At 69.4% G+C, this 26,482-nt stretch carries 14 protein-coding genes and 1 pseudogene; 7 read left to right on the forward strand and 8 right to left on the reverse strand.

All coding sequences use genetic code 11. The annotated features are described in order from the left end of the window. The first annotated feature begins 13 nt into the window (after positions 1–13). Positions 14–904 carry a 3-hydroxyacyl-CoA dehydrogenase NAD-binding domain-containing protein gene (locus TNCT1_RS30765; RefSeq protein WP_143638621.1) on the forward strand — a complete coding sequence of 297 codons (891 nt, stop codon included), beginning with the start codon at positions 14–16 and terminating at the stop codon, positions 902–904. Positions 905–940: 36 nt separating this feature from the next. After that, positions 941–1,846 carry a hypothetical protein gene (locus tag TNCT1_RS30770; protein WP_143638623.1) on the forward strand — a complete coding sequence of 302 codons (906 nt, stop codon included), beginning with the start codon at positions 941–943 and terminating at the stop codon, positions 1,844–1,846. Positions 1,847–2,051: 205 nt separating this feature from the next. Here the strand turns inward: TNCT1_RS30770 and TNCT1_RS30775 are convergent, their stop codons facing one another. Both TNCT1_RS30775 and TNCT1_RS30780 read right to left on the reverse strand, forming a co-directional pair. Next, positions 2,052–3,281: a cytochrome P450 gene (locus tag TNCT1_RS30775; protein ID WP_143638625.1), complete on the reverse strand. Its 1,230-nt coding sequence runs from the start codon at positions 3,279–3,281 to the stop codon at positions 2,052–2,054. Between the two features lie 303 nt (positions 3,282–3,584). Continuing rightward, a complete protein-coding gene (locus TNCT1_RS30780) occupies positions 3,585–4,283 on the reverse strand; it encodes a YoaK family protein (protein ID WP_160160440.1) in 699 nt (232 codons plus the stop codon). An 877-nt stretch (positions 4,284–5,160) separates the two neighbouring features. Between TNCT1_RS30780 and TNCT1_RS30785 the strand changes: the two genes are divergently transcribed. The 4 genes from TNCT1_RS30785 (at position 5,161) to TNCT1_RS30800 (ending at position 11,604) form a co-directional block, all read left to right on the forward strand. Continuing rightward, entirely contained in the window at positions 5,161–6,849 is a 1,689-nt protein-coding gene (locus tag TNCT1_RS30785) for an NAD-dependent malic enzyme (protein WP_143638629.1), read from the forward strand. Then, positions 6,836–8,302, forward strand: a complete 1,467-nt coding sequence (gene fumC / locus TNCT1_RS30790; protein ID WP_143638778.1) for a class II fumarate hydratase — start codon at positions 6,836–6,838, stop codon at positions 8,300–8,302. Before TNCT1_RS30785 ends, fumC begins: the two co-directional genes overlap by 14 nt. A gap of 294 nt (positions 8,303–8,596) precedes the next feature. Beyond that, positions 8,597–10,903: a SpoIIE family protein phosphatase gene (locus TNCT1_RS30795; protein WP_235902981.1), complete on the forward strand. Its 2,307-nt coding sequence runs from the start codon at positions 8,597–8,599 to the stop codon at positions 10,901–10,903. Between the two features lie 323 nt (positions 10,904–11,226). Then, positions 11,227–11,604 (forward strand): helix-turn-helix domain-containing protein, encoded by a 378-nt coding sequence (locus TNCT1_RS30800; RefSeq protein ID WP_143638631.1) that lies wholly within the window; start codon positions 11,227–11,229, stop codon positions 11,602–11,604. Between the two features lie 206 nt (positions 11,605–11,810). On the opposite strand, the gene TNCT1_RS30805 is transcribed toward TNCT1_RS30800, so the two are convergent. From TNCT1_RS30805 to TNCT1_RS30815, 3 genes and pseudogenes are all read right to left on the reverse strand, one after another. Further along, positions 11,811–12,731, reverse strand: coding sequence for an NADP-dependent oxidoreductase (locus TNCT1_RS30805; RefSeq protein WP_143638633.1), 921 nt, complete (start codon positions 12,729–12,731; stop codon positions 11,811–11,813). Positions 12,732–12,873: 142 nt separating this feature from the next. Continuing rightward, positions 12,874–12,975, reverse strand: a pseudogene (locus tag TNCT1_RS37020) (diguanylate cyclase); the annotation flags it as partial. A gap of 285 nt (positions 12,976–13,260) precedes the next feature. Continuing rightward, entirely contained in the window at positions 13,261–14,004 is a 744-nt protein-coding gene (locus TNCT1_RS30815; RefSeq protein WP_143638635.1) for an SDR family oxidoreductase, read from the reverse strand. A gap of 104 nt (positions 14,005–14,108) precedes the next feature. Between TNCT1_RS30815 and TNCT1_RS30820 the strand changes: the two genes are divergently transcribed. Beyond that, a complete protein-coding gene (locus tag TNCT1_RS30820; RefSeq protein ID WP_143638637.1) occupies positions 14,109–14,951 on the forward strand; it encodes a LysR family transcriptional regulator in 843 nt (280 codons plus the stop codon). 62 nt (positions 14,952–15,013) lie between these two features. Here TNCT1_RS30820 and TNCT1_RS30825 read toward each other — a convergent pair whose 3' ends face one another. The 3 genes from TNCT1_RS30825 to TNCT1_RS30835 all read right to left on the reverse strand — a co-directional run bounded on the left by TNCT1_RS30825 (position 15,014) and on the right by TNCT1_RS30835 (position 26,479). Then, complete coding sequence (locus TNCT1_RS30825) at positions 15,014–15,466, reverse strand: hypothetical protein (protein WP_143638639.1); 453 nt, start codon at positions 15,464–15,466, stop codon at positions 15,014–15,016. 128 nt (positions 15,467–15,594) lie between these two features. Next, positions 15,595–21,993, reverse strand: a complete 6,399-nt coding sequence (locus tag TNCT1_RS30830) for an RHS repeat-associated core domain-containing protein (protein ID WP_143638641.1) — start codon at positions 21,991–21,993, stop codon at positions 15,595–15,597. Positions 21,994–22,135: 142 nt separating this feature from the next. Continuing rightward, positions 22,136–26,479, reverse strand: a complete 4,344-nt coding sequence (locus TNCT1_RS30835) for a LamG-like jellyroll fold domain-containing protein (RefSeq protein WP_143638643.1) — start codon at positions 26,477–26,479, stop codon at positions 22,136–22,138. Positions 26,480–26,482 lie beyond the last annotated feature (3 nt).

Genomic DNA, 26,482 nt, shown 5'->3' on the forward strand with positions numbered 1-26,482 from the left:
TGGAGTGTTCGTCATGGCAGTGGTGACCATCGTCGGCGCCGGGGTGATCGGTGTCTCCTGGGCGCGTCTTTTCAGTGCGGCGGGTTGGCAGGTTCGAATCAGTGACCCGCGGCCGGACCTGGAGGACGTGGCCGACCAGTATCTGACTGGACTGCCGGTCACCCTGGGCTCCGACCTGGCCCTCGCCGTGGACGGCGCGGACTTCGTTCAGGAGGCCGGACCTGAGCGGGCCGAGATCAAAGAGCAGATGTTCGCGACCCTCGCCGCGCATACACGTGATGATGTGGTGCTGGCCTCGTCCTCTTCCTCGCTGCTCCCCTCGGTCATCGCGGAGGGGAACCCGGCGGCTGACCGCATCGTGATCGGCCATCCATTCAACCCGCCGGAGTTGATGCCGTTGGTGGAAGTGGTGCCTGGCCCTGGGACGTCCGCCCGCACGGTGGAGCGGGCGGTTGAGGTCTACCGTGCGCTGGGCAAGCTGCCCATCCGGCTGAAGAGGGAAATTCCGGGGTTCGTCGGCAACCGACTGCAGAAGGTCTTCAACGATCAGTGCACCTATCTGGTGCAGCAGGGTGTGATCGACGTGACGGACCTCGATGACTTGGTCCGTGCCTCACTGGGACTGCGCTACGCGACCATCGGACCGTTCCAGAGCGGAACTCTGGGCGGCGGCCCTGCAGGAATGCGACATCTGGTGACGCACGTGGGCTCCCAGATGACGTTCGAGATCGGCAAGCCGGATCCCGCCCTGATGGACGAGGTTCTGGAGGCCGTCGAGTCAGCCTACGGCACCGGGGAGCCCGCCTACGAGCGACTGGCTGCATTGCGGGACGGACGCACTCGTGCCGCTCTTGAGCCACTCGGATGGCCGCAGCCCCCCACCGTCCCGAACCCTCAGGAGTGAAGTCGACTCGGCCCGCTCGGGAAAGGGAGTTTCACCGTGTGGAAGGCACTGCTGGCACTCCAAGTGGCAGCTGAAAATGTACTGCGGGTGAGTCTGCCCGACGGGCAGGTACGCATCTTGGTCGAGAAGGCGGGTGCTGCCCCTGACGGCATCGTCATGGACGCCGGAACCGTCTACTGGACCACCATGGGGGCACCCCTCGTCGACCCCGCCGTCCCTGGCGAGGGCCGCCAGGACTTCTCCCGGCCCAACGGCGGCCTCCACGCACTGGACATGAACAACGGTTCGCGGTGGGACGTGGTGCCACCCGGCACGATCACCACCGGCAAACAACTCACCTCCGATGGGGCCGGCACTTTGTACTGGGCTGACCGCGAAGGGCATCGGATCAGCCGGGTCCGCACCGACGGCAGCGGCCTGACCGACTTGGTGGTGACCGCCGCCGACACGGGCATCCTGGGCGAGTGTGTCGGTGTGGCCGTCGATGCGGACGACGGCTATCTGTACTGGACACAGAAAGGGCCGCCCAAGGGAGGTCGGGGTCGAATTCTCCGGGCCGGCCTCGAACTGCCCGCCGGTGGGACCGCCGAGGGCCGGACTGACGTCCAGGTGCTCTGGAGCGGATTGCCAGAGCCGATCGACCTGCACGTAGAGGACGGTCGCCTGTACTGGACGGACCGCGGAGCACCCCCGTCCGGCAACACACTCAACCGGGCACACGTGCCAGCGGCCGGTGCACCAGGCGAAACTCCTGAAATCCTGGCCGATGGATTTCAGGAGGCCATCGGCCTGGCCGTCGACAGCGAAGCCGGCCTCGCCTACGTCTCGGACCTCGGCGGTCACCTATACGCTGTGCCCATGCCTGACGGGCCCGTCGCGGAGGCGGTACCGCGCCAGATCGCCGCTCTGGGGCCGCTGACCGGTCTGACCGGGTTCGGTTGACGAGCTCGTGTGGGATGGAGCGCGGAAGGCCGACCTACGAGTTCGGCGCCCCCGGCTCGAAGGCCGTGCCGGCCACTCGCCGTGCTACTGACGGTGGCGCCCCTGCAAGGACGGCGAGCCCCTCACGTCGAGGGTGATGTCAGACGGCGTGTACACGTGACCATGGCCGGCCCGACCGGTTCGCCGCAGGTGCACATGACGCTGGTCAGCCCGCCCGGTCGCCGGGGGTGAACGTCACGGGCAGCTGTACCGGGCCGCGCAGGCCGCCGGGGCGCCAGCTCAGTTCGGTCGGCGGCACGGCCAGGGCCAGGTCCGGCAGGCGGCGCAGCGCCGTGCCGATGGCGATCCGGCCCTCCAGCCGGGCCAGCGGCGCGCCCAGGCAGTAGTGGATGCCGTGCCCGAAGGCCAGGTGGGCGTTGTCGCGGCGGGTGATGTCCAGCGTGTCGGGGTCGGGGAACCGGGCCGGGTCGCGGTCGGCGATCGCGGACGCGACGAGCACGGTCGCGCCGCGCGGGACGATGACGCCGGCGATCTCGACGTCCTCGCGTGCGAACCGGGCGATGCCGGGACTGACCGGGCCGTCGTAGCGCAGGAACTCCTCGATCGCGTCGGGCAGCAGGTGTGGACGGTCCCGCAGCAGGGCCAGCTGGGCGGGATGGGCGAGGAGCGCGGCGATCCCGGCGCCGATCAGATTGACCGTCGTGATGTACCCGGCGACGAGCAGCAGGAAGGTCATGGCGATCAGCTCGTCGTCGTTCAGCCGCTGTTCCCGGTCGTGAGCGCTGGTCAACGCGCTGAGGAGGTCGTCGCCCGGCCGGACACGCTTGGCTTCGAGGTGCCGCGTCAGGTAGGCGCGCATCCGTCGCCACGCGTCGTCGACGACGACCGGGTCGGGCAACTGCTCCCCCCGTACGAGCATGGCGTCGGTCCACCGCTGGAAGTCGTGCCGGTCGTCCACGGGCACGCCGAGCAGCTCGCTGATGACGGTGACCGGGAGCGGCAGCGCGAAGTCCGCCACGAGTTCCGCCCGGCCGGCCGGCACCACCGCGTCGAGCAGCCGGTCGGTGATCTCCTGGACGCGCGGCCGCAGTTCGGCGACCCGGCGTGCGGTGAACGCCTTCGAGACCAGGCGGCGCAGCCGGGTGTGGTCGGGCGGGTCAGCGCGCAGCATGTTGCTCATCATCGCTTCGCGCTCGGACTCGGGCAGCTGCGCGAGGAGGCGGGGGTCCGAGGCGTCGCGGACATCGCTGCTCAGTCTCGGGTCGGACAGTGCGGCGAGTCCGTCGTCGTAGCGTGTGACCAGCCAGGCGTCCAGGCCGCCGGCGAGGATCGCGTGCCGCACCGGGCCGTCCTCGCGCAGCTGCCGGTACAGCGGGAAGGGGTCCGCCACGAACGCCGGGTCGGCGTAAGGGAGAAGGACCGGCTGCTCGCTCATCGCGCCTCCCCGGCCAGGTCTCGGCCATGCACGCCCCGCGGTGACGCGTGGAGCGTTGCATTCATTGTCCGGCACCCCGGCCGTCACCGCCTCTTCCCGCCCACGGCACTCGCCCCGTCCACTCCGATCGCGGGATCATCCAGCTGATCGCGTCCGCCCGCAGAAGCAGGCACGTCCTGCAGATCGCATGCGATGCTCGTCGTGTTCAGGGCACGCCACCGCCCTGCTACACACGATCGTGCGGCTTGAGCCCCTGCCCCTCCCCAGGCCACGTCCCTCGCGGTGTGCTCGCGGTGCGGAGATTCAGGCGGAGTGTCCGGCAGCGGACGGAGGGTGAGCCTCGGGCAGGTAAGCCACGGCCAGGGCACACATGACGAGGACAACAGATGGCAGCAGGGCCCAGGGCCGAGCCTTATCGAGCATCACGGCGCAGAGGGCCGCACCAGCGACGAGCGCGGCGAACCGCAGGGGTACCCACAGGCCAGGACTCCCGGTGCCTATGCCTTTCACGATGTAAGCGGCGAGCGTGCCGGTGAGGTAGGTGGTGGGGGCGGCGGCCTTGCCGGCGGCGACCATGGCCGCGGACTGTGCGCCCATGGCGAGTGCGGCGCCGCACTGCAGGACGTCCCGGACTGCCTCGCCGGGTCGGCCCCCCGTGAAACCCCAGACCGAGGCGCCAAGGGCCAGCAGCACAGCCTCAGCGACGAGGACGACCATGACGCGGCGAGGCCAGTGGGTGGCCGACGTCACCGAAGCGCGGGTGTACCAGGCGGCCAGCGCCGTACCCGCGCCGAAGCCGCCCAATGCCAGCAAGGCCGCAGTGACGTCCAGTGGCTCGCCGCGTCCGGCGGCCATACCGAGCAGCGCAAGGTTGCTGGTCATGACTCCGGCGAAGACGTGGCCGAGGCCGAGGAACGAGGTCGCCTCAATGCCGCCGGAGGCCGCCACCAGTAGCACCACGGCGAGTCGCAGGAAGCGCCCCTCGGCCGGCTTGATCCGCATGGTCGGCTGGCGTGTAGCGCTTGGTGATGAATCACTGCTCATGGTCATCCATCCCCTTGGGTAAGAACGGGTCATGCCGGCCCGGCCAGAGCGCAGTGGGCGGCGGCCTGTGGCCGGGCTTCTCGGCAACGGGCCGGCAGGCAGGGTAAAGGCGTGGGACGACCGCCGAGTTCAGAGACGAAGTCGAGGCCCGTTCAACCGTCGGGCAGGACCCATGCACTCACTCAATTTGTCGTCGGAATGTCCGGCCTATCGCCTCTTCGACAGCCAGTGACTCAGGTTCCCGGTCACGCGACGAGGGCCCGCCACGGGCAGTCCCGCACAAGAGATCGCCCTCCCCATATCGAAGCCGATCGGCTCGGGCAACAAGCGCCGGAGCACCTGTCACGTCATTCCTACCCTGATGTACCACAGCATGCTGCGCCAACCAGTCGCGGCGGGGACGGGCCGTCGGCCTAAGGGCTGTCCCTTAACGTGCGGTTTCCGGTCTCGGACCCTGGCGCCACCGCTCTGGAAGCGCGATGCCGGCAAGGCTGCGGCAGATCCTTCGGCGGCGTACGTCGACCTTCCACCTGCTCGGCACAAATCCCCGGTACGACTCGTGCCCGTACGCAACCGATAGAGGCCCTGGAGCGGAAGAAGAATTGCCGGTGGCTGTGTAAAGGGTCGCCGTCGTCCAGATAAGGGGCTGGGCACTGGTTCCGAAAGGGGTCAGAGATGAAGCTGCACGACGAGTTCGCGGCAGATCACAAGCTCATGTCCGTGCACGGCTGGATTCACCATTCCGTCCGGACTGCCTCGACGGGTGGTGTGGTCGGTGTGGTGTGGATGGCCCGCTCATTCCTGGCCCCATCGGCAGTCGTACAAGGAGTCCGCCATGGCACACAGCAGTGAGACCACACCGACGATCCCTGACGTCCTGACGAACCCGCTCCTGAATCACGGTGTGGCGTTCACGCAGGACGAACGCGACGCGCTCGGGCTGACCGGCCGCCTGCCCGCCGCGGTACTCACCCTGGAACAGCAGGCCGGCCGCGCGTTCTGGCAGATGGAGGCCCAGGGCGACAATCTCGCCAAGAACGTCTACCTGGAGGAGCTGCACGACAGGAACGAGACCCTTTACTTCAAGGTCCTTCGCGACCACCTGGCCGAACTGCTGCCCATCATCTACGACCCTACGGTCGGTGAGGCCATCGAGCAGTACTCCAACGAGTACCGAAGCCCACGCGGACTCTTCCTGTCCATCGACCGTCCCGATGACATGGACCGGGCGTTCGACACCCTTGGTTTCGCCCCGGGCGACGTCGACCTGATCGTCTGCTCGGACGCCGAGGAGATCCTCGGCATCGGTGACTGGGGCGTGGGCGGCGTTCAGATAGCCGTCGGGAAGCTGGCCGTCTACACCGCCGCCGCCGGCATCGACCCGAGCCGGGTGATCGCCGTTTCCCTGGACGTCGGCACGGACCGCGAGTCGCTGCTGCAGGACCCTCTCTATCTGGGCAACCGTTTCCCTCGCGTGCGCGGCGGGAAGTACGACGCCTTCATCGAGCAGTACCTGCGCACGGCCTCCGCCCGCTTCCCCAGCGCCCTGCTGCACTTCGAGGATTTCGGCCCGAGCAACGCCCGCCGCATCCTCGAGAAGTACCGCGACCGGTATCGCATCTTCAATGACGACGTCCAGGGAACCGGGGCCATCAGCCTGGCCGCCGTCCTCTCCGCTGTGAAGGTGAGCGGCGTCCCGATGCGCGAGCAGAAGTTGGTGGTCTTCGGTTCCGGCTCCGCCGGAGTGGGGATCGCCGACCAGCTTCGCGATGCCATGGTCCGCGACGGTGCCGGCGAAGAGGATGCCGTCTCCCGGATCTGGCTGATCGACCGACAGGGCCTGCTCACCAGTGACATGACCGACCTGCGCGACTTCCAGCGGCGCTACGCCCGCGACCCTTCCGAAGCAGACGGCTGGGCCGGCGACGGCGGAGGCATCTCCCTGCTGGAGACTGTGCGCCGGGTCGCGCCGACCATCCTGCTGGGCACCTCCACCGTGTCCGGTGCCTTCACCAGGGACGTCATAGAAGCGATGGCCGCCGGCACCGAGCGCCCGATCGTCCTGCCGCTGTCCAACCCGACCTCGCAGATCGAGGCCATGCCGGCCGACATCCTCTCCTGGACACGCGGCAAGGCCCTGGTGGCCACCGGCATACCGGTCGACCCCGTCGAGTACCAGGGCGTCGAGTACCGCATCGGCCAGGCCAACAACGCCCTGCTCTATCCGGGTCTCGGTCTCGGCACCATCGTCGCGGGAGCGGAGCGGGTGACCGATGGCATGCTGCGCGCAGCCGCCCAGGCTGTAGCCGATCAGGTCGATCCCGCCGAACCCGGTGCCGCACTGCTGCCGCCGGTCGAGGACCTGTGGGAGTCGTCCGCCCGCACCGCGACCGCGGTTGTGGAGGCGGCCATGGCCGAGGGCGTCGCCACGCATCGCCCCACGGATCCGGCACGCGCCGTTCGCGACCGGATGTGGGAGCCTGACTACCCACACGCGGAGGGTGTACGTGATGATCTCGCGTGACGACAACGGCACCGCGCCGGAGATTCGCGACGTGCCCGTTGGACTGAACGCCGGCGGCACGCGCCGCGAGACGGACTCCATGGGCGCTGTCGACGTACCCGCGGACCGCTACTGGGGCGCCCAGACCCAGCGTTCCCTGATCCACTTCTCCATCGGCGACGACCATATGCCGAAGGCCGTCTACCACGCCTACGGCCAGGTGAAGCGGGCTGCAGCGATCGTCAACGGCCGCGCCGGGCGGATGCCGGCCTGGAAGGCCGGCCTCATCGAGCGGGTGGCCGACGAAGTCATCGCAGGTGACCTCGACGACCATTTCCCGCTCTACGTCTGGCAGACGGGCTCCGGCACGCAGTCCAACATGAACACCAACGAGGTCATCAGCAACCGCGCGATCCAACTCGTGGACGGCGAACTCGGCAGCAAGACGCCGGTGCACCCCAATGACCACGTCAACATGGGTCAGTCCTCCAACGACACCTTCCCCACCGCTATGCACATCGCCGCCGTCAAGGCGGTTCACGAGGACCTGCTGCCCAGCGTGCGCGCGCTCCAGCAGACCATCGCGCACAAGGCGGAACGCTGGCACGACGTCGTGAAGATCGGCCGCACCCACCTGGAGGATGCCGTCCCCCTCACCGTGGGTGAGGAATGGTCGGGCTACGCAACCCAGTTGGAGCAGGCATGGCACCGTGCGGAGCGAGCCACCGAGGGGCTGCTGGAGCTCGCCATGGGCGGCACCGCGGTCGGCACCGGCCTGAACGCGCCGGAAGGGTTCGCCGAGCAGGTCGCTGACGAGATCTCGCGCAACACCGGTTACCCCTTCGTCACCGCGAGCAACAAGTTCGCCGCCCAGGGCGGACTCGACGCCATGGTGGGGGCCTCCGCCGGCGTGCGCGCGCTGGCCGTGCCGCTGATGAAGATCGCCAACGACATTCGCTGGCTGGCGTCCGGGCCCCGTTGCGGCCTGGGTGAACTCGTCCTGCCGGCCAATGAGCCGGGCTCCTCGATCATGCCCGGCAAGGTCAACCCGACCCAGTGCGAAGCCATGGTGATGGTGTGTATCCAGGTGCTCTCGGAGGATCAGGCCATCGCCTTCGCGGGCTCGCAGGGCAACTTCGAACTGAACGCCATGCGTCCGGTCATCATCAACGACTTCCTGCACATGACGGGCATTCTCGCCGACGCCTGCGAGAAGTTCCGGGAGTTCTGCGTGGAGGGTGTCGAACTCGACCAGGACCGGGTCGGAGAGTACGTGGAGCGGTCGCTCATGCTGGTCACGGCACTCTCGCCGGCGATCGGCTACGACAAGGCGTCCGCCATCGCGCACAAGGCGAACGACGAAGGGACGACACTCCGCGAGGCCGCGCTGGCCACCGGATACGTCAATGCGGAGGACTTCGACCGGATCGTCGACCCCAAGACCATGGCCGGCCTGACCTCGCACCGCGCATGAGAGCGTGACTTGGAAGGTGGACGCACGTGCACCCCGTGCCGTGGTGGCAGCTTTCACCGCGGAGCCGAACGCGGCGCATGGCCCGTCGCCGGCGATGCCGGGCGGACGCTCGCCCGCCCGCCCGCGACAGGCGAGCATCCAATGACAACTGGACGTTCGCCGACGGCAGGCGCATCGGGTCCGCGTTGATCCCATGGCCTCCGCCGTCCCGGGCGCCCAGCGGTAGGAAGAGGCAGTCGTGGGAGCACGCCGGGACGATGCACGGCGGCATGACCGCACAGGAGGTATCCGCCCATGACCCGTAGTGGCGTTCTCATGTGTGTCGACGAAAGTGGTCACGTGGTCCGGTGGACTCGGCTCGCCGAAGATCTGCTGCATCGATCACCGGGGGATGCCGTTGGCCGTGCGGTGGGCACCCTCCTGTCCGACCCGGCTGACCCCGGCCAAAGCAGTGGCCTCGGTTCCACTCCCTGGCCCTCCGTGCGGATCCGACCCATCTCCCGCGGCAAGCACATGACGTTTGAGGTGCTCACCGGCGATGACAACACGCCCTCCGAGGCTGACTACGCGGTCCTCAAGGCTGCCTTCTCCCAGCAGACGGTCGGTCTGCATCTGTTGGACGACCAATTGCGCGTGGTCACGGTGAGCACGGGCACTGCCAGCAAGCAGGAAACACCCATCGAGCATGTGATCGGCAGACGCTTCGTCGATGTCTTCGATCTGGAGGATCCGGACGCGGAGGAGGCGACCGCGCGTGAGGTCCTCGCCACAGGGGTGCCGGTGACGAACCGGATCATCCACAGCGGTGCAGCAGAAGGCGGGCGGGCTCGGCGCATGTATTCCGTGACGACGATGCGCCTGGAAAACGAAGAAGCGGAGATCCTGGGGCTGCTGGCCTCCGTCGTAGACGTCACAGAGCGCGAGCGAGCACGCCGGGGGGCGGACATTCTCGGCACCGTCCGTGAACGGGTGGGACGGCGGCTGGACGTCATCGCCGTCTGCGGAGAGTTCGTCGACACGGTCGCACCGGCCTTCACCGGGATCGTCGTGGTGGAGGTGGTCGACGCCGTCGTGCGCGGTGAAGATCCTCCGCTGGCTCCTGTGGATCCGGACGTACCTTTGCGCAGGGCCGCCTTCAGGGGGCTGGTGTCGGCACATCCAGTCGGCGACATCCGGCATCTGCCCTATGGCACCCCGTTCACCCGGGTCCTCGCCGACCTCCAGCCGCGCCTGGTCCCCATCGACGAGACCAGCCCGTGGCTGGACGCCGACCCGCACCGGGCCGAGGCCATCCGCCTCTCCGCCGTGCACTCCCTCCTCGTAGTCCCCTTGGAGCTCCGCGGCGAGGTGTTCGGCGTGGTCAGTTTCTACCGGCAGGAGGGAGAGGACCCCTTCGTCGAGGACGAGATCGCACTGGCAACCGACATCTGTGCCCACACTGCCCTGTGCATCGACAACGCCCGCCGCTACGCCCGCGAGCGAGCGATCGCGGCGACGGTACAGCGCAGATCGCTTCCGCAGCGTCCCGCCAACCTGACGACGGTGGAGATCTCGCCACTGCTCCTGACCGGGCCGGTGGGCGGAGGAGCCTGGTACGACGCCATCCCACTGCCGAGCGCGCGGACCGCGCTCGTCGTTGGAGAAGTCGCCGGACAGGGGATGGCCGCGGCGACTGCGATGGGCCAACTTCGTACAGCGCTCTACTCGCTAGCCGCGCTGGACCTGGGCGCGGATGAACTGATGGCACGGTTGAACGACACGGTCGTCCGCCTCGCCGCCGAGCGCTCCTGGCTCCCGGTCGGGGATCCTCTGCAACACGAACCGCTGACCGCCCGGTGCGTGATCGCCATCTACGACCCGGTCGGCCTTACCTGCACGATCGCTCGCGCCGGGCTGCCCGAGCCCTTGCTCGTCGCCCGAGACGGCTCTTCACGTGTCCTCGCCACTCCAGAGGGACCGCTCCTGGCGGGTCCGGACGACGCGCCCTTCGCCACCGCGACGGTGTCTCTGCCCGACGGCAGCATCCTCGCCATGGAGACGTCATCGCTGGCGGATCAGACCCTGGCTCCGGCGGGCCTCTTGCGGAGTGTTCTGGAGCGCGGCGCCGGACGCGACCTGAGAGATCTGTGCGACGCCATGGCCTATGCCCTGCATACGGGGAACTACCACGACGAGGCCTTGCTGCTACTGGCTCGGACGAAGCCGATTCCAGCGGACAACGTGCTCGAGCGCGACTTGCCCGCCGACACGGAAGCGGCACCGGTGGCCCGTGACACCATCAGACACCAGATGGAGCGCTGGCACATCAACGATGAGACCGCATACACCACGGAGCTGCTGGGCAGTGAGCTGGTGGGCAACGCCGTTCGCTACGGACAGCCACCGCTGAGCCTGCGCTTGATACTCGACAGGGTTCTGACGTGCGAAGTCACGGACGCGGCCATGAGCGCACCGCACGTGCGACATGCCCGCACGGCCGACGAGACGGGGCGCGGTCTCTTCATCGTGACCAGCCTCGCCCGAAACTGGGGCACCCGGTATCACGAAGACGGCAAGACCGTGTGGGCTGAAGTGCCCGCGGGCCCCACCAGCACGGAGTGATGTGATCCGGCTTCCCAACGAACGGGTGCGTCATCGTGTCCGCGCCTACGGGCCGCAGCGGCCACCTTGTTCAGCCGCCGGCGCCCCGCGCCGTCCGTGACTCCTCCCCCACCGCGCCTGTGGCCCACCGGCCCACGTCGAACTGTCGAGCCAGGCGCCGAAGCACTCCGTAGTGCATCCGTGCGCGGGCGCAGGTGGAAGAGAGGTCAACAGATCGCGCTGCCGGGCCCGTGCGGGTCTCGTCTGCGGACGGGCTACGGCCGGCGACGGTCTCGCCCTTGACCACCGACCGCACCACAAGGTTCATGACGTAAAGGCCGAATATGGTTAATGACCGCCCTGTCCGGTGGGGGTTTTTCACCAACCACGCCCGCGTGTTCCTGGCCATAGCACGCGACCCCGACATCCGTCTCCGCGACATCGCCGTCGGATGCCACATCGCCGAACGCACCGCGCAGAGCATCGTCGCGGACCTGGAGCGGGCGGGTTACGTCAGCCGTGAGCGCCGTGGACGCCGCACGCGTTACACGCTCCGCCGGGGTGGCCTGCTCCACCATCCGGCGGAGGCTCATCTGTCTGTGGGGGAACTGTTGGACGTCTGCTTTCCGCGCCAGCGTCACACGGACGGTCTCGGGCGGCGTGCGGCAGGGGCGGCTGACCCGTCCCTCTTTGGTTCGCGGCACCGTGACGAGACGCGCTGACCGATCGCAGACGAACCCCTGCGCGATGCCCGCCGCCGCGCACTTACGCCATGCACCCCGATCTCCGTTACCCGTGCCTCATGCCTGCGGCTATGCGGTCCGGGTGGGCCGCGTGCGCCCGGACCGCGCGGCATTCCCGTGCGCTCCCGTCGGGCCCTCGCCGCCGGCGATACCGGCCTGGCCCCGGTTCAGTGCTCCTATGGGGCTCAGTCCTCGGCGACACGGATGATCGTGCGGCCGGGGACGCGCTGCTTGGTGGTGAGGGCGTCGACCGCTTCGGCGAGCGGCCGGACAGCCCCGACCCGCACACGTAGCCGGCCGTCCCGCAGACGCCGGGCGAGGTCGCCGAGTCGGTCGCGGTCGGGTTCCACGACGAAGAAGAGGGCCCGACCGTCTTCCGGGCGCACGGTGGGCGGGTGGGCGATGGTGACGAGGATGCCGCCGGCGCGTACCAGAGCGGCGGAGCGGTCGAGGATCTCGCCTCCGATCACGTCGAAGACGACGTCCACCTGGCCGGTCTCCTCCCACCGGTCGCCGTCCAGGTCGAGGAACGCGTGAGCGCCCAGGTCGAGCACGGTGTCCCGGTCGGCGGAGCGGCCGGTGCCGATGACACGGGCTCCCGCTTCGTGGGCGAGCTGGACGGCGATCGAGCCGACTCCGCCCGCGGCGCCGTGGATCAGGACGGTCTGGCCGGCGGTGAGCCGGGCGTGGTCGAACAGGGCTTGCCAGGCGGTGAGACCGGAGACGGGCAGTGCTGCCGCCGGTGTGTGGTTGACGTCGGCAGGCAGCGGCGCGAGGTTCCGGGCTTCCACGGCGACGTACTCGGCGAGCGCACCGTCGCGGGTCCAGTCGGTCAGTCCGAACACGCGCTGACCGATGGTGAGGCCGGTCGTCCCGTAGCCGAGTTCCGTGACCACCCCCGAGACCTCGTGGCCCGGCACGCTGGGAGTGCGATCGCGGCCGGCGCGGTCGGTCCAGGTCGCGGGCCAGTCGAGCTCCCCGCGGGTGAAGCCGGCGGCGTGCACCCGCAGGACGACGTCGTTCTCGGCGGCGTGGGGAGGGGCCAGTTCCTCGAGGCTCAGCCCCGTGATCCCTGCCTTGCGGTCCCGGACGGTTATGGCGCGCACGAGCGTTCCTTTCCTGCTGAGGAGTTTTCTTCTGCGTCCGCAAGCGAATTCACGCGGAGGGCGAAGTTCTGGTGCGTGTGGCGGAAAGGAGGGGACGCGTTCGCATCAGTGTGATCGCGGCGATCGTGGACACGTGTTCGCGTCAGCGTGGCCACGGGGAGTCCATGATCCGCTGCACCATCGACGTACGACGGAAATCGGGGACGAAGTGCTCCAGGACGTCCGCATTCACCTGCGATGACGTCCGTCATGGTGACTGTGCTCTCCCATTCGATCTGTTACGAGTGGACCGTGCGTCCGTTCTCCACGGTGCCGACCGCACCGCCCATGGCGCCGCCTCGGTCGGCGGTGAACCACTCGAATCCAGTCATCTCAGGATGGGCCAGTGAGCCCGGGCCCGCATCGGGTGACGACCTGATGCCAGGCGGTGACGTCCGCCCCAGGCCCCCCGTCCCCCGTGAGCCGGCCGAAGCGGCGAAGAACCTCGCGGCCCGGGCCGGCCCGGATCGTCTCCGTATGCCTTTCCGCGTTACCAGGGCACCTCGCCCTCGTCGTCGAAGAAGCGGCCCGTCGGCCCGTCGTCCGGTACGGTGGCCAGCCGGATCGCGGCGGCCGCGCCCTGCTGGGGGGTGCGCACGCCCCGGAAACCGTTGAGGTCGGTCGCGGTGAAGCCTGGGCAGACGGCGTTGATCAGGATGTGGGTGCCGGCGAGTTCCTTGGCGTACTGCACGGTGACGGCGTTGAGGAACGTCTTCGACGGAGCGTAGGCGACGGCGATCGGGCCCGTCTCGGCGCCGGGCGTGGTCTGGAGGGTGAGGGAGCCGACGCTGCTGGAGACGTTCACGATCCGCGGCGACGGCGAGCGGCGCAGCAGCGGCAGCAGGGCGTTGGTGACGCGGATGACGCCGATCACGTTGGTCTCCACGGCCGCCCGTACCCGGTTCACGTCGACCGTGGTGGGCTCCTGCGGTGCGCCGCCGGTGATCCCGGCATTGTTGACGAGCACGTCGAGCCGCCCGGCCCGCTCCTCCATCAGCCGCGCCGCCGCTGTCACGCTGGCGTCGTCGGTCACATCCAGCGGCACGCCGAACGCGTCGGCTCCGGCCGCGCGCAGCTTGTCCACGGCCGCCTCGCGCCGCTCCTCGTTCCGCGCGCCGACTCCGACGGACCAGCCGAGGGCGCCGAGCCCGGCGGCGATCTCGTACCCGATGCCCTTGTTGGCCCCGGTCACCAGCGCGATCTTGTGGTGGTTCACAGTGTTCGTCTCACTCATGACATCGATACTTCTCCCCCGCCCGGCAGGGCGTCCAAGACCGACTGGGTGCACGGCGATACCGCCCGGGTATCGTCCCTGGCCGCCCCGGTTAGGCTGGCGGGGTGGAGACACGAGAGCTGCGGTACTTCGTCGCGGTCGCCGAGGAACTGCACTTCGGCCGGGCCGCGCAGCGGCTCGGGATCGCCCAGCCCCCGCTGTCGCGGGCGATCGCCGGGCTCGAACGGCGCCTGGGCACCCTCCTGCTGGAGCGCGGCAGCCGGGGTGTCTCCCTGACCGGGGCAGGGGCGGTGCTGCTGCGGGAAGCGCGGGCGGCGCTGGACGCCGTCGAGGCCGCCGAACGACGCACCCGCCGGGCCGCCCTCACGGCGACCGGCCGCCCGGCCGTGGTACTGGCCGCGAAGGCGGGCGCCTCCGCTGAACTGCTGGCGAAACTCCTCGACGCCTACGCCGCCGAGCCGGGCGCCGTCGCCGTGGACGTCGTGCTGTGCGGACCGGGCGAGCAGACGCAGTTGCTGCGCGACGGCCGGGCCGACGTAGCCCTGCTGCATCGGCCGTTCGACGACACGGCCGGCTTCGACACCGAGGACCTGCACACCGAGGGTCAGGTCGCGATCCTCCCGGCGGGCCACCCGCTCAGCGCCCGCCCCCATGTGCGGCTCGCCGAGGTCACCGGCCTTCCCGACCTGCCCCTTCCCCGCTGGCCCCGCCCTGACGGCACCTTCCCGGACGGCCCCGGACCGCGGGTGCGCGACCACACGCAACTCACCCAGCTCATCGCCCTCGGCCGCGCCTGCGCGGTCGTGCCGGAGTCGGGCCGCACCGGCCTGCGCGAGGACCTCGCTGCCGTACCGGTCCTTGACGCCCCACGCGTCACCACGGTCATGGCCTGGCCCCCACACAGCCGCTCGACGGCGGTCGCGGGGCTGGTCCGCGCCGCCATCTGATTTTGGATCTGCCACCGGCGGATATTCGCGGGTGGCAGATCTCGAAGCGGATGCCGGATCCTCTAGCGCCGGTTGATGCCCGGGATGCGGACGTCGTAGGAGTCCAGCATCTGCACGGTGCTCGCCCGTGTCCGGTCCTTCATGTAGGGCCAGGCCGTCTCGACCAGCCCGTCGGCGTTCAGGAGCTGTTCGAGCACCTCGAAGTAGACGGCGCCGCTGATGTGCTCACTCGGGTGGGCGACGATGGTTTCCACGAAGTCCCAGCAGCGGCCGAGCAGCTCGGTGTCGGGGGTGTCGCTCTCCAGCTCGGGCATCAGCACGGGCGTGGTGAAGCACTCGGCCAGCAGCCGGTACAGCCGCACCCGCGCGTTCTCGGTCAGCACGGCCTTTTCCGCGGGGAGGTCATACGTCTCGGCGATGGAGTCGGCGGATTCCGGGATCATGCGCAGCAGAAGCGGGGGGATCTCCGCGGTGGTGATCTCGGCCCGGCTCCCGTCGGCGGGTACGTCGCTCATGTCTTCCTGTCGGATAGGGGCGGTCATGGACGCGGGGCCCGCCGTGCGAGGTGCACGGCGGGCCCCGTCCTCATGGTCGAGCACGGCTGACGGAACTCATTGTCCCGCGCCGCCGCCAGGGCTGCTGGTCAGGCCCAGTTCTCGGAGGTGCTCGGCTCCAGTGCCTCGTGGAACCCGAACGGGTCCACGGTGTCCTTGAACATCTCCCACGCCCCCTCCTTCCAGCCGTACTGCCGTACGTAGGAAGGAGCCTGGGCGACCGTCACGATGCCGCCGACGATACCGAGGGCCTTGGGGAACCCGCGCAGCCGCGTGGGCTGACCGATCGGCTCTGGGCTCTTGTGCGGGACCGGCCTGAACTCCGTTCCCGTGAGGTCCTTGACGGAGGGTGTCTTGGCCACCTCGTCGAAGTTGGTCTTGACGGCCGTCTTCATGTCGGCGTCGGCGTTCATCCGCTTGTTGATGTTGCCGGTGACGTCGCGCGAGTTGAGCGCGTCCCACAGTTCCTGGGCCTCGGCCTTGGCCACCTTCTGGTCGCTGTCGGACAGCCGCGGGGTCTTCTTGGTGTCCTTGCCGGTCTCCCGGGCCTTGCGGTCGTTCTCCAGGATCTCCGAGAGCGCGTTCATCGTCTCCCAGCCCTTCTGCAGATGCAGCTGGGTCTTGGACGGCAGGGGTTTGCCCGTGTTGAACTCGTGGATGAGGGCCGTGGACAGCTTCCCGTTGCCGAAGACCTGCTTGGCCTTCGCCTTCGGATAGATCTGCTGCAGCGCTCCGCGCAGTTTGCCGTTGCTCACCGCCGGCGCGGAAGCGCGGCGCTGCATGAAGCCCGGGTTCTTGTTCGGAACCTTGTTGGCGAAGTAGTTGATCATCTTCTTCAGCAGCTTGAACATTTCCAGGAAGCCGAAGAACTTCCCGTCCGGGTCGGAGTACACCAGCGGGTTGTTGTTGCCGTAGGTGTAGCCGTTCATCTGCTGCGGGTCGGCCAGGTCCATGATCGGGTCGACGGAGAGGAACCGGCCGGTCCGGGCGTCGTACTCACGGGCGCCCAGGTGGGTGAAGCCGGTGTCCTTCGTCTCGTCGATGCCGCCGACGAAGCCCTTGGTTCCGGGCCAGGCGGCCGGTGCCGCTCCGCGGCTCTCGCCGAAGGGCGTGACCCGGCGCTGGGAGAGGGCCAGATCGGTGGCGGCGACGGCCAGCAGGCCGGTGCCGTGGTGGTCGGCGAGGGTGAAGGAGAAGCTGCCGTCGTCGGCACGGACGGCCTGGTGGCCGCTGCCGAGGTCGATGTAGCGCGTCGCCTTGGCCTTGGTCGCCCCCTTGTCGAGGCTGACGTCGGTGTGCCCGAGGTGCAGCGTGGTCCGGCCTCCCGTGCGGTCGATGAGCCGGTTGCCGTTGGCGTCGTACAGGTACTCGGTCACCTTGGCCGGCGCGCCGTCGACGGGTTCGGTGACCTTGGTCAGGAGCCCCTCGGCGTCCCAGTCCAGGTGCTGCTTGCCTCGGTCGGTGGTGTTGCCGGTGTCGTCGTAGAGGTAGTCCGTCCGGCTGGTGCCCGCCGGTCCCTGCGTGGTGAGCGAGGTCAGCTGGTGGGCCTTGGGCTTGCCCGGGGTGGGGTATTCGTAGGTGTGCCTGACGTCCTTGGCGGTGGCGCCTCCGATGTCGTGCTGGGTGTCGGTCAGCCGGTTGCCGGCCTTGTCGTAGGAGTACGACTGCCAGTACGGGGCCGGGCCGCCGAGCTTGTCGGCGGACGGGGTGGCCGCGCAGGTCTGGTCGCCCTGGGCCCATGCCTCCGTCAGGCGGCGCAGGTAGTCGTAGGCGAAGCACTGGTTGTCGGTGCCGGTGCGGGACACGTCTCGCAGGGAGAGGACGTTGCCGGCCTCGTCGTAGCGGAAGGTGACGTTCTGGTCGACGCCCGCCTGTCCCTCGCGGTCGACGCGCGTGGTCGCCAGCCGCTGGGTGCCGAACTCGTAGGTGTTGGTGACCTGGGTCTTCTGCCCGCCGCTGGTCAGACCGAAGGAGTACACCAGCGGCTTGCCGGTCTGGCTGTAGACGGCGTTCGAGGTCATGCCCTGGCCGTAGACGGAGATCGGCCGGAGGGTCGTGGCCTCATAGGTGTAGTTGATCGAGCCGCCCGGCAGCGAACCGGCGGCTGAGTAGCTGAGCGAGGCGACCAGACCGGAGGGCTTGAAGGCCGTGCCGGACTGGTAGGTGCCTGCCAGCGCTCCCTCGGACGCCGGGATCACGGTCGCCGTCTTGGTGGGCCGGTACAGCTTGTCGTAGGCGGTCACCGCGGTGGTGTACGCCTGGCCGTTCACGTAGCGGATCGACTCGGCGAGCTGGCCCTGGGCACCGGAGACGGTGTCGTACGTCCACTTGACCCGCAGCGCACCGGTGGCGGAGCCCTCGCGCAGCTCCGTCTTGCGGCCCAGTCCGTCGTAGGTGTTGAACAGGGTGGTGCCGCGCTGGTCGGTGCTGGAGATCACCTGACCGTGGTCGTCGTACCGGGTGTCGGTGCGGCCCCGGTCCGGGTCGCTGAAGGACGTCTGGTGGCCGAGCTGGTCGTAGGTGTAGCTCCAGCTGTTGCCGGCCGGGTCGGTGACCTTCAGCAGGTCGCCCGAGGGAGTGTGGTCGTAGGTGGTCGTGTCGTAGGCCGACTCGGGGTCGCGGGTGTGGTGCTGGCGCAGTTCGGTGATGTTGCCCCGCGCGTCGACCAGGGAGGTGACGGTGGTGTCGCCCACCGGCGGGATCAGCGTGGTGCGGTCACCGCTGTAGACCGTCTTCTTGGTGGACAGGACGGTGCCGCCGTCGCCGTTGCCGGCGATCTGACGCTCCTCGACCTGGCGGCCAAGACCGTCGTAGGTGGTGCGGGTCTGCGTCTCCACGCCCAGCGCGTCGGCGGGCTTGAACAGTTCGGCGACGGGGCCGCCGGTGGCGTAGTAAGGAGCGAAGGTCTTGGTGGTCAGGCCGCGCTCGTCGTAGAAGATGTCGGAGATGATCCGGCCACCGTCGGGGCCCGGCGCCTGGGACTGCCGCTCCCGCAGGAACCCGTCGTACAGCTTGTACGACGTGATCTGTCCGCCCTCGTTGTTGAGCAGTTTGGTGGCCACGGTGACGGGCTTGCCCTCGGCGACCGAGTAGGCGTACTCGTACGTGGGCACGCCGCTCGTGGCGCGGTCCGCGAGCCACACCTTGGTGGAGCGGCCGAGGGCGTCGTAGGCGTAGTTGGTGACGTTGTTGTTGGTGTCGGTCTGCTTCAGCAGCAGTCCGCGCAGCGGGTCGAGGTCCTTGGTGGTGGTCTGCGCGCTGGCCGGGTTCCCCGGGTCGGCGGGGGGCGTGGTCGTCCTGGTCTGGGCGGGCAGGCCGGTGGCCGGGAGGTAGGCCGTGGTGGTGGTGCGTCCGTCGGTCCGGGCGGTGCGCACGGGGTCGCCGGTACCGGTCACGGTCACGTCGGCCGTCAGGTCGGTGACGGTGAGTTCGCGGCCGTAGTCGTCGTAGGTGGCACCGGCCTCCAGGTAGGTCGCCTTCGTGCCGTTGTCACCCTTGAGCGGTGCGGTGGCCGTCGCGTCGCCCTTGGTCGGGGCCGCGCCGTAGGCGCCGCCGTCGTAGGCGGTACGGACGTCGTCGATGACGTCCTTGGTCCGGTCGACCGCGGCGTCACACGCCTTGGCGACGGTCTCGACCCGGGAGGGCAGCAGCAGGATGTTCTTGTCGGTGTTGGTGGCGTAGACCGTGCGGGTGCACTGGTCGTCCTCGGCCGTGGAGGTGTCGCCCAGGTCCTCCTCCCGGAGGGGCCGGCCGGCGACGGTGTCGTAGCTGGTGGAACTGGTGGTGGTCCGCCACTTGGTGCCGGCGCCGTCGTCCAGCGACGTGTAGTCCGTCGTCTGGGCGGTGCCGGTGAAGTCGGCGGTGATGGCGCCCCAGTCGCGAACCTTCCTGGCCGTTTCGTGGTGCCAGGGCCGGTTCACGGTCTTCTGCAGTACCTTGCCGCCGGGTCCGTCGAAGGCGAGGGTGCGGTACTCGAAGCCCGCGACCGCCTCGTCGTCGGTGATCGCGTCGCCCTCACCGGCGCCGAGCGCGACGGTGACGGACTTGGTGCCGCCCGATGCCGTCTTGCGGTCGCCGTCCATGCCGCGCAGGAAGTAGTGGTCCTGCTGCGTCTTCATGGCCGCGGCGCCGCCCTGTCCGCCGGTCCGGACCCGTACGTGACCGTAGCCGCGCCACTGCGACCAGGTCTTGTACTTCTCCTTGGTCAGACCGTCGTCGCCGTCGAAGTGCCAGGCGGCACCGTCGAGGTAGTCGTAGGCGGCGACCTGGTCCGGGGCGCCGCCGGTGCGGTCGGTCGCCGTCACCGAGGCGACGACGTACTTGTTGAACCACTCCCGGTCCGGGGCGTCGCTGCTGTCACCGCCGATGTACTGGGGGAAGCAGCGGGTGGTGTTGGTCTCGGGGGTCGGCAGCGCGTCGGCGTCGCACGCCGGAGCGGAGTAGTTGACGTCGATCTGCCCGCCGGACTCGTCCGCGACGGTGGACAGCCGCGCCTTGATGAAGGGGGCGTAGCCGTCGCCGGTGCGGTCCAGCCGGTTGGCGAGCTGGGTGTAGGCGAAGGTGGTCTTGGGCAGCGTGATCGACGGGGTGGCGGTGTGACCGGAGTGCTGCACGCTGTCGAGGAGCAGCTGGTAGTCGGTGTCCGCCATGCCCCAGCGGTGGGCGAGCTGCCAGGAGTCGACCGCGCCGTAGGAGCCGTCGGACTTCAGCAGCCGGGTGGTCACCGCGGTCAAGCGCTTGCGGGTCCAGAACGACGGCGTCAGCCGGCCGCTGTCGCACTTGGTGCCGGGCTTGCAGTTCAGGTCCCACGGCGTGTCGTACCAGTAGTACGACTTGCTGTCGATGGTGTCGGCCGCGCAGGTGACGCCGTCCTCGGGCAGGCAGCGCTCGGCGCTGTCGAACACGACCTGGGCGAGGGGCTTGTCGGCGAACATGCGCGAGGAGCGCAGACCGTAGTCGATTCGCTGCAGGTAGCCGCCGCGGACGTAGGGGGTGTCGGCGTCGGCCTTCAGGTTGCGGCCGTAGGAGTTGCTCTCCTTGGCGTAGTGGTAGCCCATGGCGTTGCCGTGGGTGTCGACCACGTAGTCGAGGTTCCACCGCCACGCCTGCTGGCACCAGGATCCGGCGAAGTCCGAGCCGTGGCACGGCTCGCCCGTGTTGTTGCCGAAGACCGGCACGGTCCACGTCGAGTCGGTGGTCTCCTTGCCGTCCGTCCAGCCGGGCAGCCGGTGGTAGCCGAAGTAGTAGCGGGTGCCGTCGGGGGCGGTCAGCCGCCAGTACTCGCCGTCGTCGTCGCCGTTGCCGCGTGCGGTGCTGGTCAGGCGGGCGACCCGGGTGCCGTCGTCCTGCCGCAGCTTGAACTCGTCGTTGCCGACGGGGACCAGCTCGCCGCCCTTGCCGTTGAAGGTCAGGTAGGCGTTGTCGTACGCCCAGCACAGGTCGCCCGGCTTGTTGCCGTCGGCGCTCTTCTCCCCGTCGTCGGCGCAGGGCTTGTAGCGGCGCTCGATGAAGCCGGGTGACAGCTCGAAGCCGTCGCCCACCCAGGAGCCCTGGTTGTTGGTGGTGCCGGTACGGCCGTCGATCGAGCTCGAGGAGTAGTCGAGGCCCACGTCGGGAGTGAGGTCACCGGGAACGTCCGGTACCGGCATGTCGTAGGACCAGGTGAAGTCACCGGTGTTGAGCTGGGTGCTCCAGGTCGCCGACGGCGACAGGGAGGTTGCCTTGAAGTCCCCCTTCTCTCCGCCGGTCTCGGCCACGGCCGCCAGGACGGTCGCGGCGCCGGAACGCAGGCTCACCGTCTTCGCCGTCAGGGTGTCGCGGTCGGTGTCGTTGCGCGTGGCGAGCGGGGTGCTCTTGCGGCAGGCGTCCTTGGCGGGAGTGGTCAGGGCGCAGGCGGGCAGTTCGACCAGGTGCAGCCGTGACGCGTAACCGCCGCCGTGGGCCTGGGCGATGCCGGTGTAGTCGACGGTGACGGTGATGTCGCCCGCGCCCGCCGCGGCGGACGCCTTCCCTGAGCCGGCCGCGGCGGCCGCCTTCTCCGTGCGGTCCTCGGCCTGGAGGGTGAACAGCAGTCCGTCGACGCCGGCGCGTTCGGCCTGCCCGCGGCTGTGCAGGCGGGCCTCGACCGTGCCCTGGGCGGCGTGCCGGGGTGTCTTCGGCTGGGCTATGCGCAGCGGGAGGTCGCCGGCCCGGCCGGAGCCGTGCTGGGGAATCTCCACGGTGGCGGTGCCCTGCTTCGGCCAGGTGTGCCGGGGCGGTCGCGCCGGTGTACGCGGGCCCTTCGTGAGTTTGCGGGGCCGGGGCTTGAGGCCGTCGGTGCCGGCCACGGGCTTGTCGGCCGTGGGCACACCCGGCAGCGGGTGGCCGTGGGCGGCCGCGGCGGGCGAGGCGGCTGCCTGGATCAGTCCGCCGACCATCAGCGCGGACATGACCAGGGAGATCGGCCGGTACAGCGTTCTGGCGGAGGGGCGTGGTGGTTTGCGTCTCATGCGTGATGCCGTCCATGGCTGGGTGGCGCACCGGTGCGCGCGAACGGGAGCACCGGTGACGCCGTGCGATAAGGGCGGGTGGTGAAGTGCGGTCAGCGGGTGGGGCGCGCGTCGAGTCCGTGCGCCCCACCCGTCGGCGGTGTCAGCTGCCGGCCGGGACCTCGGTGGGCACGTCGAACCAGGAGCCGGCGAGTTCCTGTACCTGGCTGTCGTTGAGCGCGCCCTGGAAGAACCAGACGTCGTCGATCAGTCCAGGGAAGTACTCGGCTGCCGAGCTGCCGGTCTTCATCCGGCCGACCTGCAGCGACTTGCCGGCCTTGGCCGTCAGGACGTTCTCGCCCCAGGCGATCAGGTCCTGGCAGGAGGCGTTGTCCGCCTGCCCGTCACCGTCGAGGTCGTCGCACGCCACTTCCTGGAGGATGCCGTTGACGTACAGCCGGGCCTGCTTGGAGAAGCCGTCGTACGTCAGCGCCAGGTGATTCCAGTCGGTCACGCCGTTGAACTCCGTGCTGGCCAGGCGCACCGTCGAGGCGTCGGTGCCGTCCTTGTCGGGCAGGGCGATCTCCCACTTCCCGAGCCCGTCGGGATTGACCGGATCGGGGACGAAGCGCACGGCGAAGGGACTGCGACTCGCGCCTTCGGCGCTGACCACCGTTGCGTCCTGCGCCGGCGTCGAGGCCGCCTCGGCCCAGGCGGTCACGGTGAAGCTGGCACTGGTGTCCACCGGCACGGTCGGAGCGCTGGCGTAGCCCGTCGTCCCGTCGAGTTCCAGGCCGCCGTCCATGAAGCCGGTGCCGATGTGCGCGCCGCCCTGGAGGGTGAGGGCGGATGCGCGGCCGGTGTCGTCCGGTGAGGCGGAGCCGCTGTCGCCGTCCAGCTTCCAGCGTGCGTTGAGCAGCGGGCGCTGCTGGAACAGCTGCCGCACCTCGTCGGCCGAGACGGGCCGGTCGTAGAGGCGGACGTCGTCGATCTGTCCGGGGAAGAAGGAGCCGGGCGTGCCCTCGTAGTTGCCGGCGCCGATCTGCAGCGCGCCGCCCGCGTACCAGTCGGCCTGCAGGTCCGTCGATCCCGCCTCGACGCCGTTGACGTAGAGGATGAGTTTGTTGGCGACGGTGTCGTGCACACCCACCAGGTGGGTCCAGGTGTCGGCGTACGCGGTCTGGCCCTCGGCCTGCAGGGCGCGGATCGGCGTGGCGTCCGAGGAGTCGGCCGAGTACTGGTTGAACGCCCAGCGGTTGTAGCTGCTGGAGTAGTACAGCTCCATTCCCGGCTTGTGCTCACCGGCTTGTGTCGCGATGACCGCGGCGTGGTCCGGCTTGGTCCTGGGCAGTTTCGCCCAGGCCGAGACGGCGAAGCTGCGCTGGTTGTTCAGCAGCGGCCGTCCGGTGCTCGCGTAGTCGTCGGTGCCGTCCAGGGTCAGGGCCTTGCCGGCGATCCCGGGTGTGCCCGCGGTCAGGCCGCCGGAGAACCTGGCGCCCGGGACCTCTGGCACGCCGGTGAGGTGGGTGGCGTCGGCGGCTTCGTCCATCGGGAACACGGCCCGCGCGGGCCGGCCCGAGATGAGCGACTCCTTGCCGTAGAGCCGGGTCACCTCACCGCTGGCGAGCGGCTTGTCGAAGATCTGCACCTCGTCGATGGCTCCGGGGAAGAAGGAGCCGGGAGCGCCGTTGTAGGAGCCGGCGCCGATCTGCAGGCCGCGTCGCGCGTTCCACGCCGAGTCGTACTTCGTGGTGCCCGCGAGGGTGCCGTTGACGTACAGGTTCAGCTGGTCGTTGGTGGAGCTGTAGGTGCCCACCAGGTGCGTCCACTGCCCGGCCTGGGCTCCGCCCGCGGTGGCGGGCATGGCCCGGACGATGCCCGCGTCGGGGCTGTCGGAGGTGTACTGGTTGAACACCCAGCGGTTGTAGCCGCTGGAGTAGTACAGCTCGAAGCCCGGGGAGTGGTTGCCGGGCTGGGCCGCGATGACCGCGGCGTGGTCCGGCAGGGTGGACAGCTTCGCCCACGCCGAGACGGAGAAGCCCACGGAGGTGTCCACGGTGGGGATGTCGGTGACCGCGTAGTCGTCGGCCCCGTCGAAGGACACCGCGGTACCCTTCGCCCCCTCGACGTGCGGGGTGGGGCCGCCGCGCAGCTCAGCGATGCGTTCGGGGGCCTCGCCCTTGGCCGTGGCGGATCCGGCGGCTTCGTCGAGCTGCCAGGCCGCGCGCTCGGGCTGTCCGGCCTTGACGCGGAACTGGTAGGTGCGGATCTCGCCGGCGTTGCCCGCCGTGTCGAAGGCCCGGGCCGTGAAGAAGTTCAGGCCCGCCTTGGCCGGCAGCATCCGGGCCACCTTGGCCGCGCCGCCGGTGGTGGTGATCGTGTTCTTGGAGGTGGGGTCGCCGTTGACGCCGAACCAGTACTTCGTCACGTCGGTGTCGGCGGCCTTGACGGTGAACGACCCGTACGCGCCCACTCCGTCGTACCAGGGGTCGTCCGGGTTCTCCGGATCGGAGGCCGGGTACTCGCCGGAGGTGATCGAGGGGGCCTTCGGCACCTTCGTGTCGTAGGTGAAGTAGCAGGAGGTCGGGTCACCGGTGTAGGACCACGGCGAGTACTGTGCGCTGTCGTAGCTGCGCACGTACCAGTTGATCTGCTTGTTCTCCGGTATGGAGGAGGGCAGGGTGATCGCGAAGTCCGAGCCGGACTTCTTGTAGCCGGTGCGGGCGGGTTTCCAGCGTGCGACGGAGCCCTTGCCGTCTCCCGTGTCCCAGGCCGCCTGGAACTCGACGGCGATGTTGTCGCCGTCGGGGTCGGTGATGTTGTTGGCGTAGATCTTGCCCAGGGTGCGCACGCGTGCGGCGTCGGCCGGCTTCTTGCAGGTGCCGCCGTACTCCATGGTCAGCTGGGACATCTTGACCTGCGTCGGCGGACGGTTGTACTTCACCCGCAAATAGGCCTTGTCCGAGAAGCGCTTCCAGCCGTAGATGTCGGTTTCGCTGGCGGCCTGCATCCCGAACGTCATGGTCGACGACTTCGCGTTGGCGGCGGACTGCACCGCCGACTTGACGTCGAACTCCGCGTCCTTGGCCGAGCAGCCCTCGTAACCGTACGCGAAGGAGTCCGTCTTCAGCTTGTCGATCCAGAAGCCGCTCGCCGTCTGGGTGTTCCAGGTGGTCGACGAGGAGATGTCCTTGGTCCGCCACAGCTCCACGGAGCGTGCGCTGCACGAGGCCGACCAGACGTTGCGCACCACGAACTCTGCTTCGAGGATGGTCTTGCCGGCGAACTTCGACACCGGGATGCGGTAGAAGAGCCGTTTGGTGTCGTACGGCTTGCAGTAGTACCAGCCGCAGTAACCGAGGCCGGCGTTGTCCTCGCCGTTGAACTTGTACTGCGGTGAGGAGGCCCAGTACTTGGAGACCATCGTCCATGCCGAGGCGCGCGGCGAGTACCACTGGGGGTCGATGAAGACCGGGTAGACGGTGTCCTTGCCCTTCAGCACGTCCGCGTCCGGGGTCAGTACCAGTTCCTTGTCCCCGGCGGGGACGTCCACCGCGACCGGGGCGAGTTTCGCCGACTCCCCCGCCGCGGGCTCGTCCTGCGCTCCGGCGGCCGGCTCGTCCGCCAGGGCGGCGGCACGCGAAGTGGCGCTCGACGTAGCGGACTTCGCCGACGCGGATTTCAGCGTCGACGGCTTCGGGGTGGCGGACTGCGTCGTGGTGTCCTCGGCGGGCGCGGCGCCGGGGCTGGAGTCCCACATCACCGGCCGTGGTGCTTCGAACACCGCGTTCTTGGCACCTTGGTCCACCGCTTCCAGACCGCCCTGCGCGTTCTCGCGCACGTCCATGCCGTCGGCGGAGAGTTTCAGACGCAGTTCGGCCAGCTTCTCACTGGCCGCGGCCTCGGCGGACTTGACGACCAGCAGCTGGGTGAAGCCGTCCTCCTGGGCCCCCATGCGCAGGTCCACGTCCGGGAGCACGTTCTGGTAGGTGGCCGTCGACCCGTCGAGGACCGGAGCGGGCAGCTTGTCCGGCCAGGACAGGGACAGTTCGCGGCCCGCCTTCTCCATGCGTACCAGCGGGGCGTCCCCACCGGCGGAGAACTCCAGCCCGACCGTGGTGGCGCCGGGAGCCACCGTCCCCTGCGTCGTCCTGGCCAGCTCCGTGTCGATCGGTGTCCACCGGCCGTCGACCCGGGTACGGACGGGACGCAGATACTCGCGTGCTTCCAGGTTCCCGTCGGGTGTGGCGTAGACGTCACCGCTCTCCGAGCGGAGGGAGCCGACCTCGACGTTCCTCCCCGTCTTCTTCGCCCGGGCCAGGGCCTCGTCCGTGGTCGCCGGTGCCGTGGGCTCGCCGTCGCTACCGGCCGCCGTCGCCGCCCGGGCGGGAACCGCTCCCGAGCCGACGGCCGCCGAGGCCGCCGGCGCGGTACCCGCGGCCGCCACCAGCGTGAGAGTCAAGGCCACCACTCGGCTGTGTCTTCGCGTCAGCACGCGCCCCCGCATTAA

It is taken from the genome of Streptomyces sp. 1-11 (genome assembly GCF_007176755.1).
Classification (GTDB): Bacteria; Actinomycetota; Actinomycetes; order Streptomycetales; family Streptomycetaceae; genus Streptomyces.

Coding starts and splice junctions, on each gene's coding strand:
- TNCT1_RS30765 (WP_143638621.1), top strand. CDS start 14: ATGGCAGTGGTGACCATCGTCGGCGCCGGGGTGATCGGTGTCTCCTGG.
- TNCT1_RS30775 (WP_143638625.1), bottom strand. CDS start 3,281: ATGAGCGAGCAGCCGGTCCTTCTCCCTTACGCCGACCCGGCGTTCGTG.
- TNCT1_RS30780 (WP_160160440.1), bottom strand. CDS start 4,283: ATGCGGATCAAGCCGGCCGAGGGGCGCTTCCTGCGACTCGCCGTGGTG.
- TNCT1_RS30785 (WP_143638629.1), top strand. CDS start 5,161: ATGGCACACAGCAGTGAGACCACACCGACGATCCCTGACGTCCTGACG.
- fumC (WP_143638778.1), top strand. CDS start 6,836: ATGATCTCGCGTGACGACAACGGCACCGCGCCGGAGATTCGCGACGTG.
- TNCT1_RS30795 (WP_235902981.1), top strand. CDS start 8,597: ATGACCCGTAGTGGCGTTCTCATGTGTGTCGACGAAAGTGGTCACGTG.
- TNCT1_RS30800 (WP_143638631.1), top strand. CDS start 11,227: ATGGTTAATGACCGCCCTGTCCGGTGGGGGTTTTTCACCAACCACGCC.
- TNCT1_RS30815 (WP_143638635.1), bottom strand. CDS start 14,004: ATGAGTGAGACGAACACTGTGAACCACCACAAGATCGCGCTGGTGACC.
- TNCT1_RS30825 (WP_143638639.1), bottom strand. CDS start 15,466: ATGAGCGACGTACCCGCCGACGGGAGCCGGGCCGAGATCACCACCGCG.
- TNCT1_RS30830 (WP_143638641.1), bottom strand. CDS start 21,993: ATGAGACGCAAACCACCACGCCCCTCCGCCAGAACGCTGTACCGGCCG.
- TNCT1_RS30835 (WP_143638643.1), bottom strand. CDS start 26,479: ATGCGGGGGCGCGTGCTGACGCGAAGACACAGCCGAGTGGTGGCCTTG.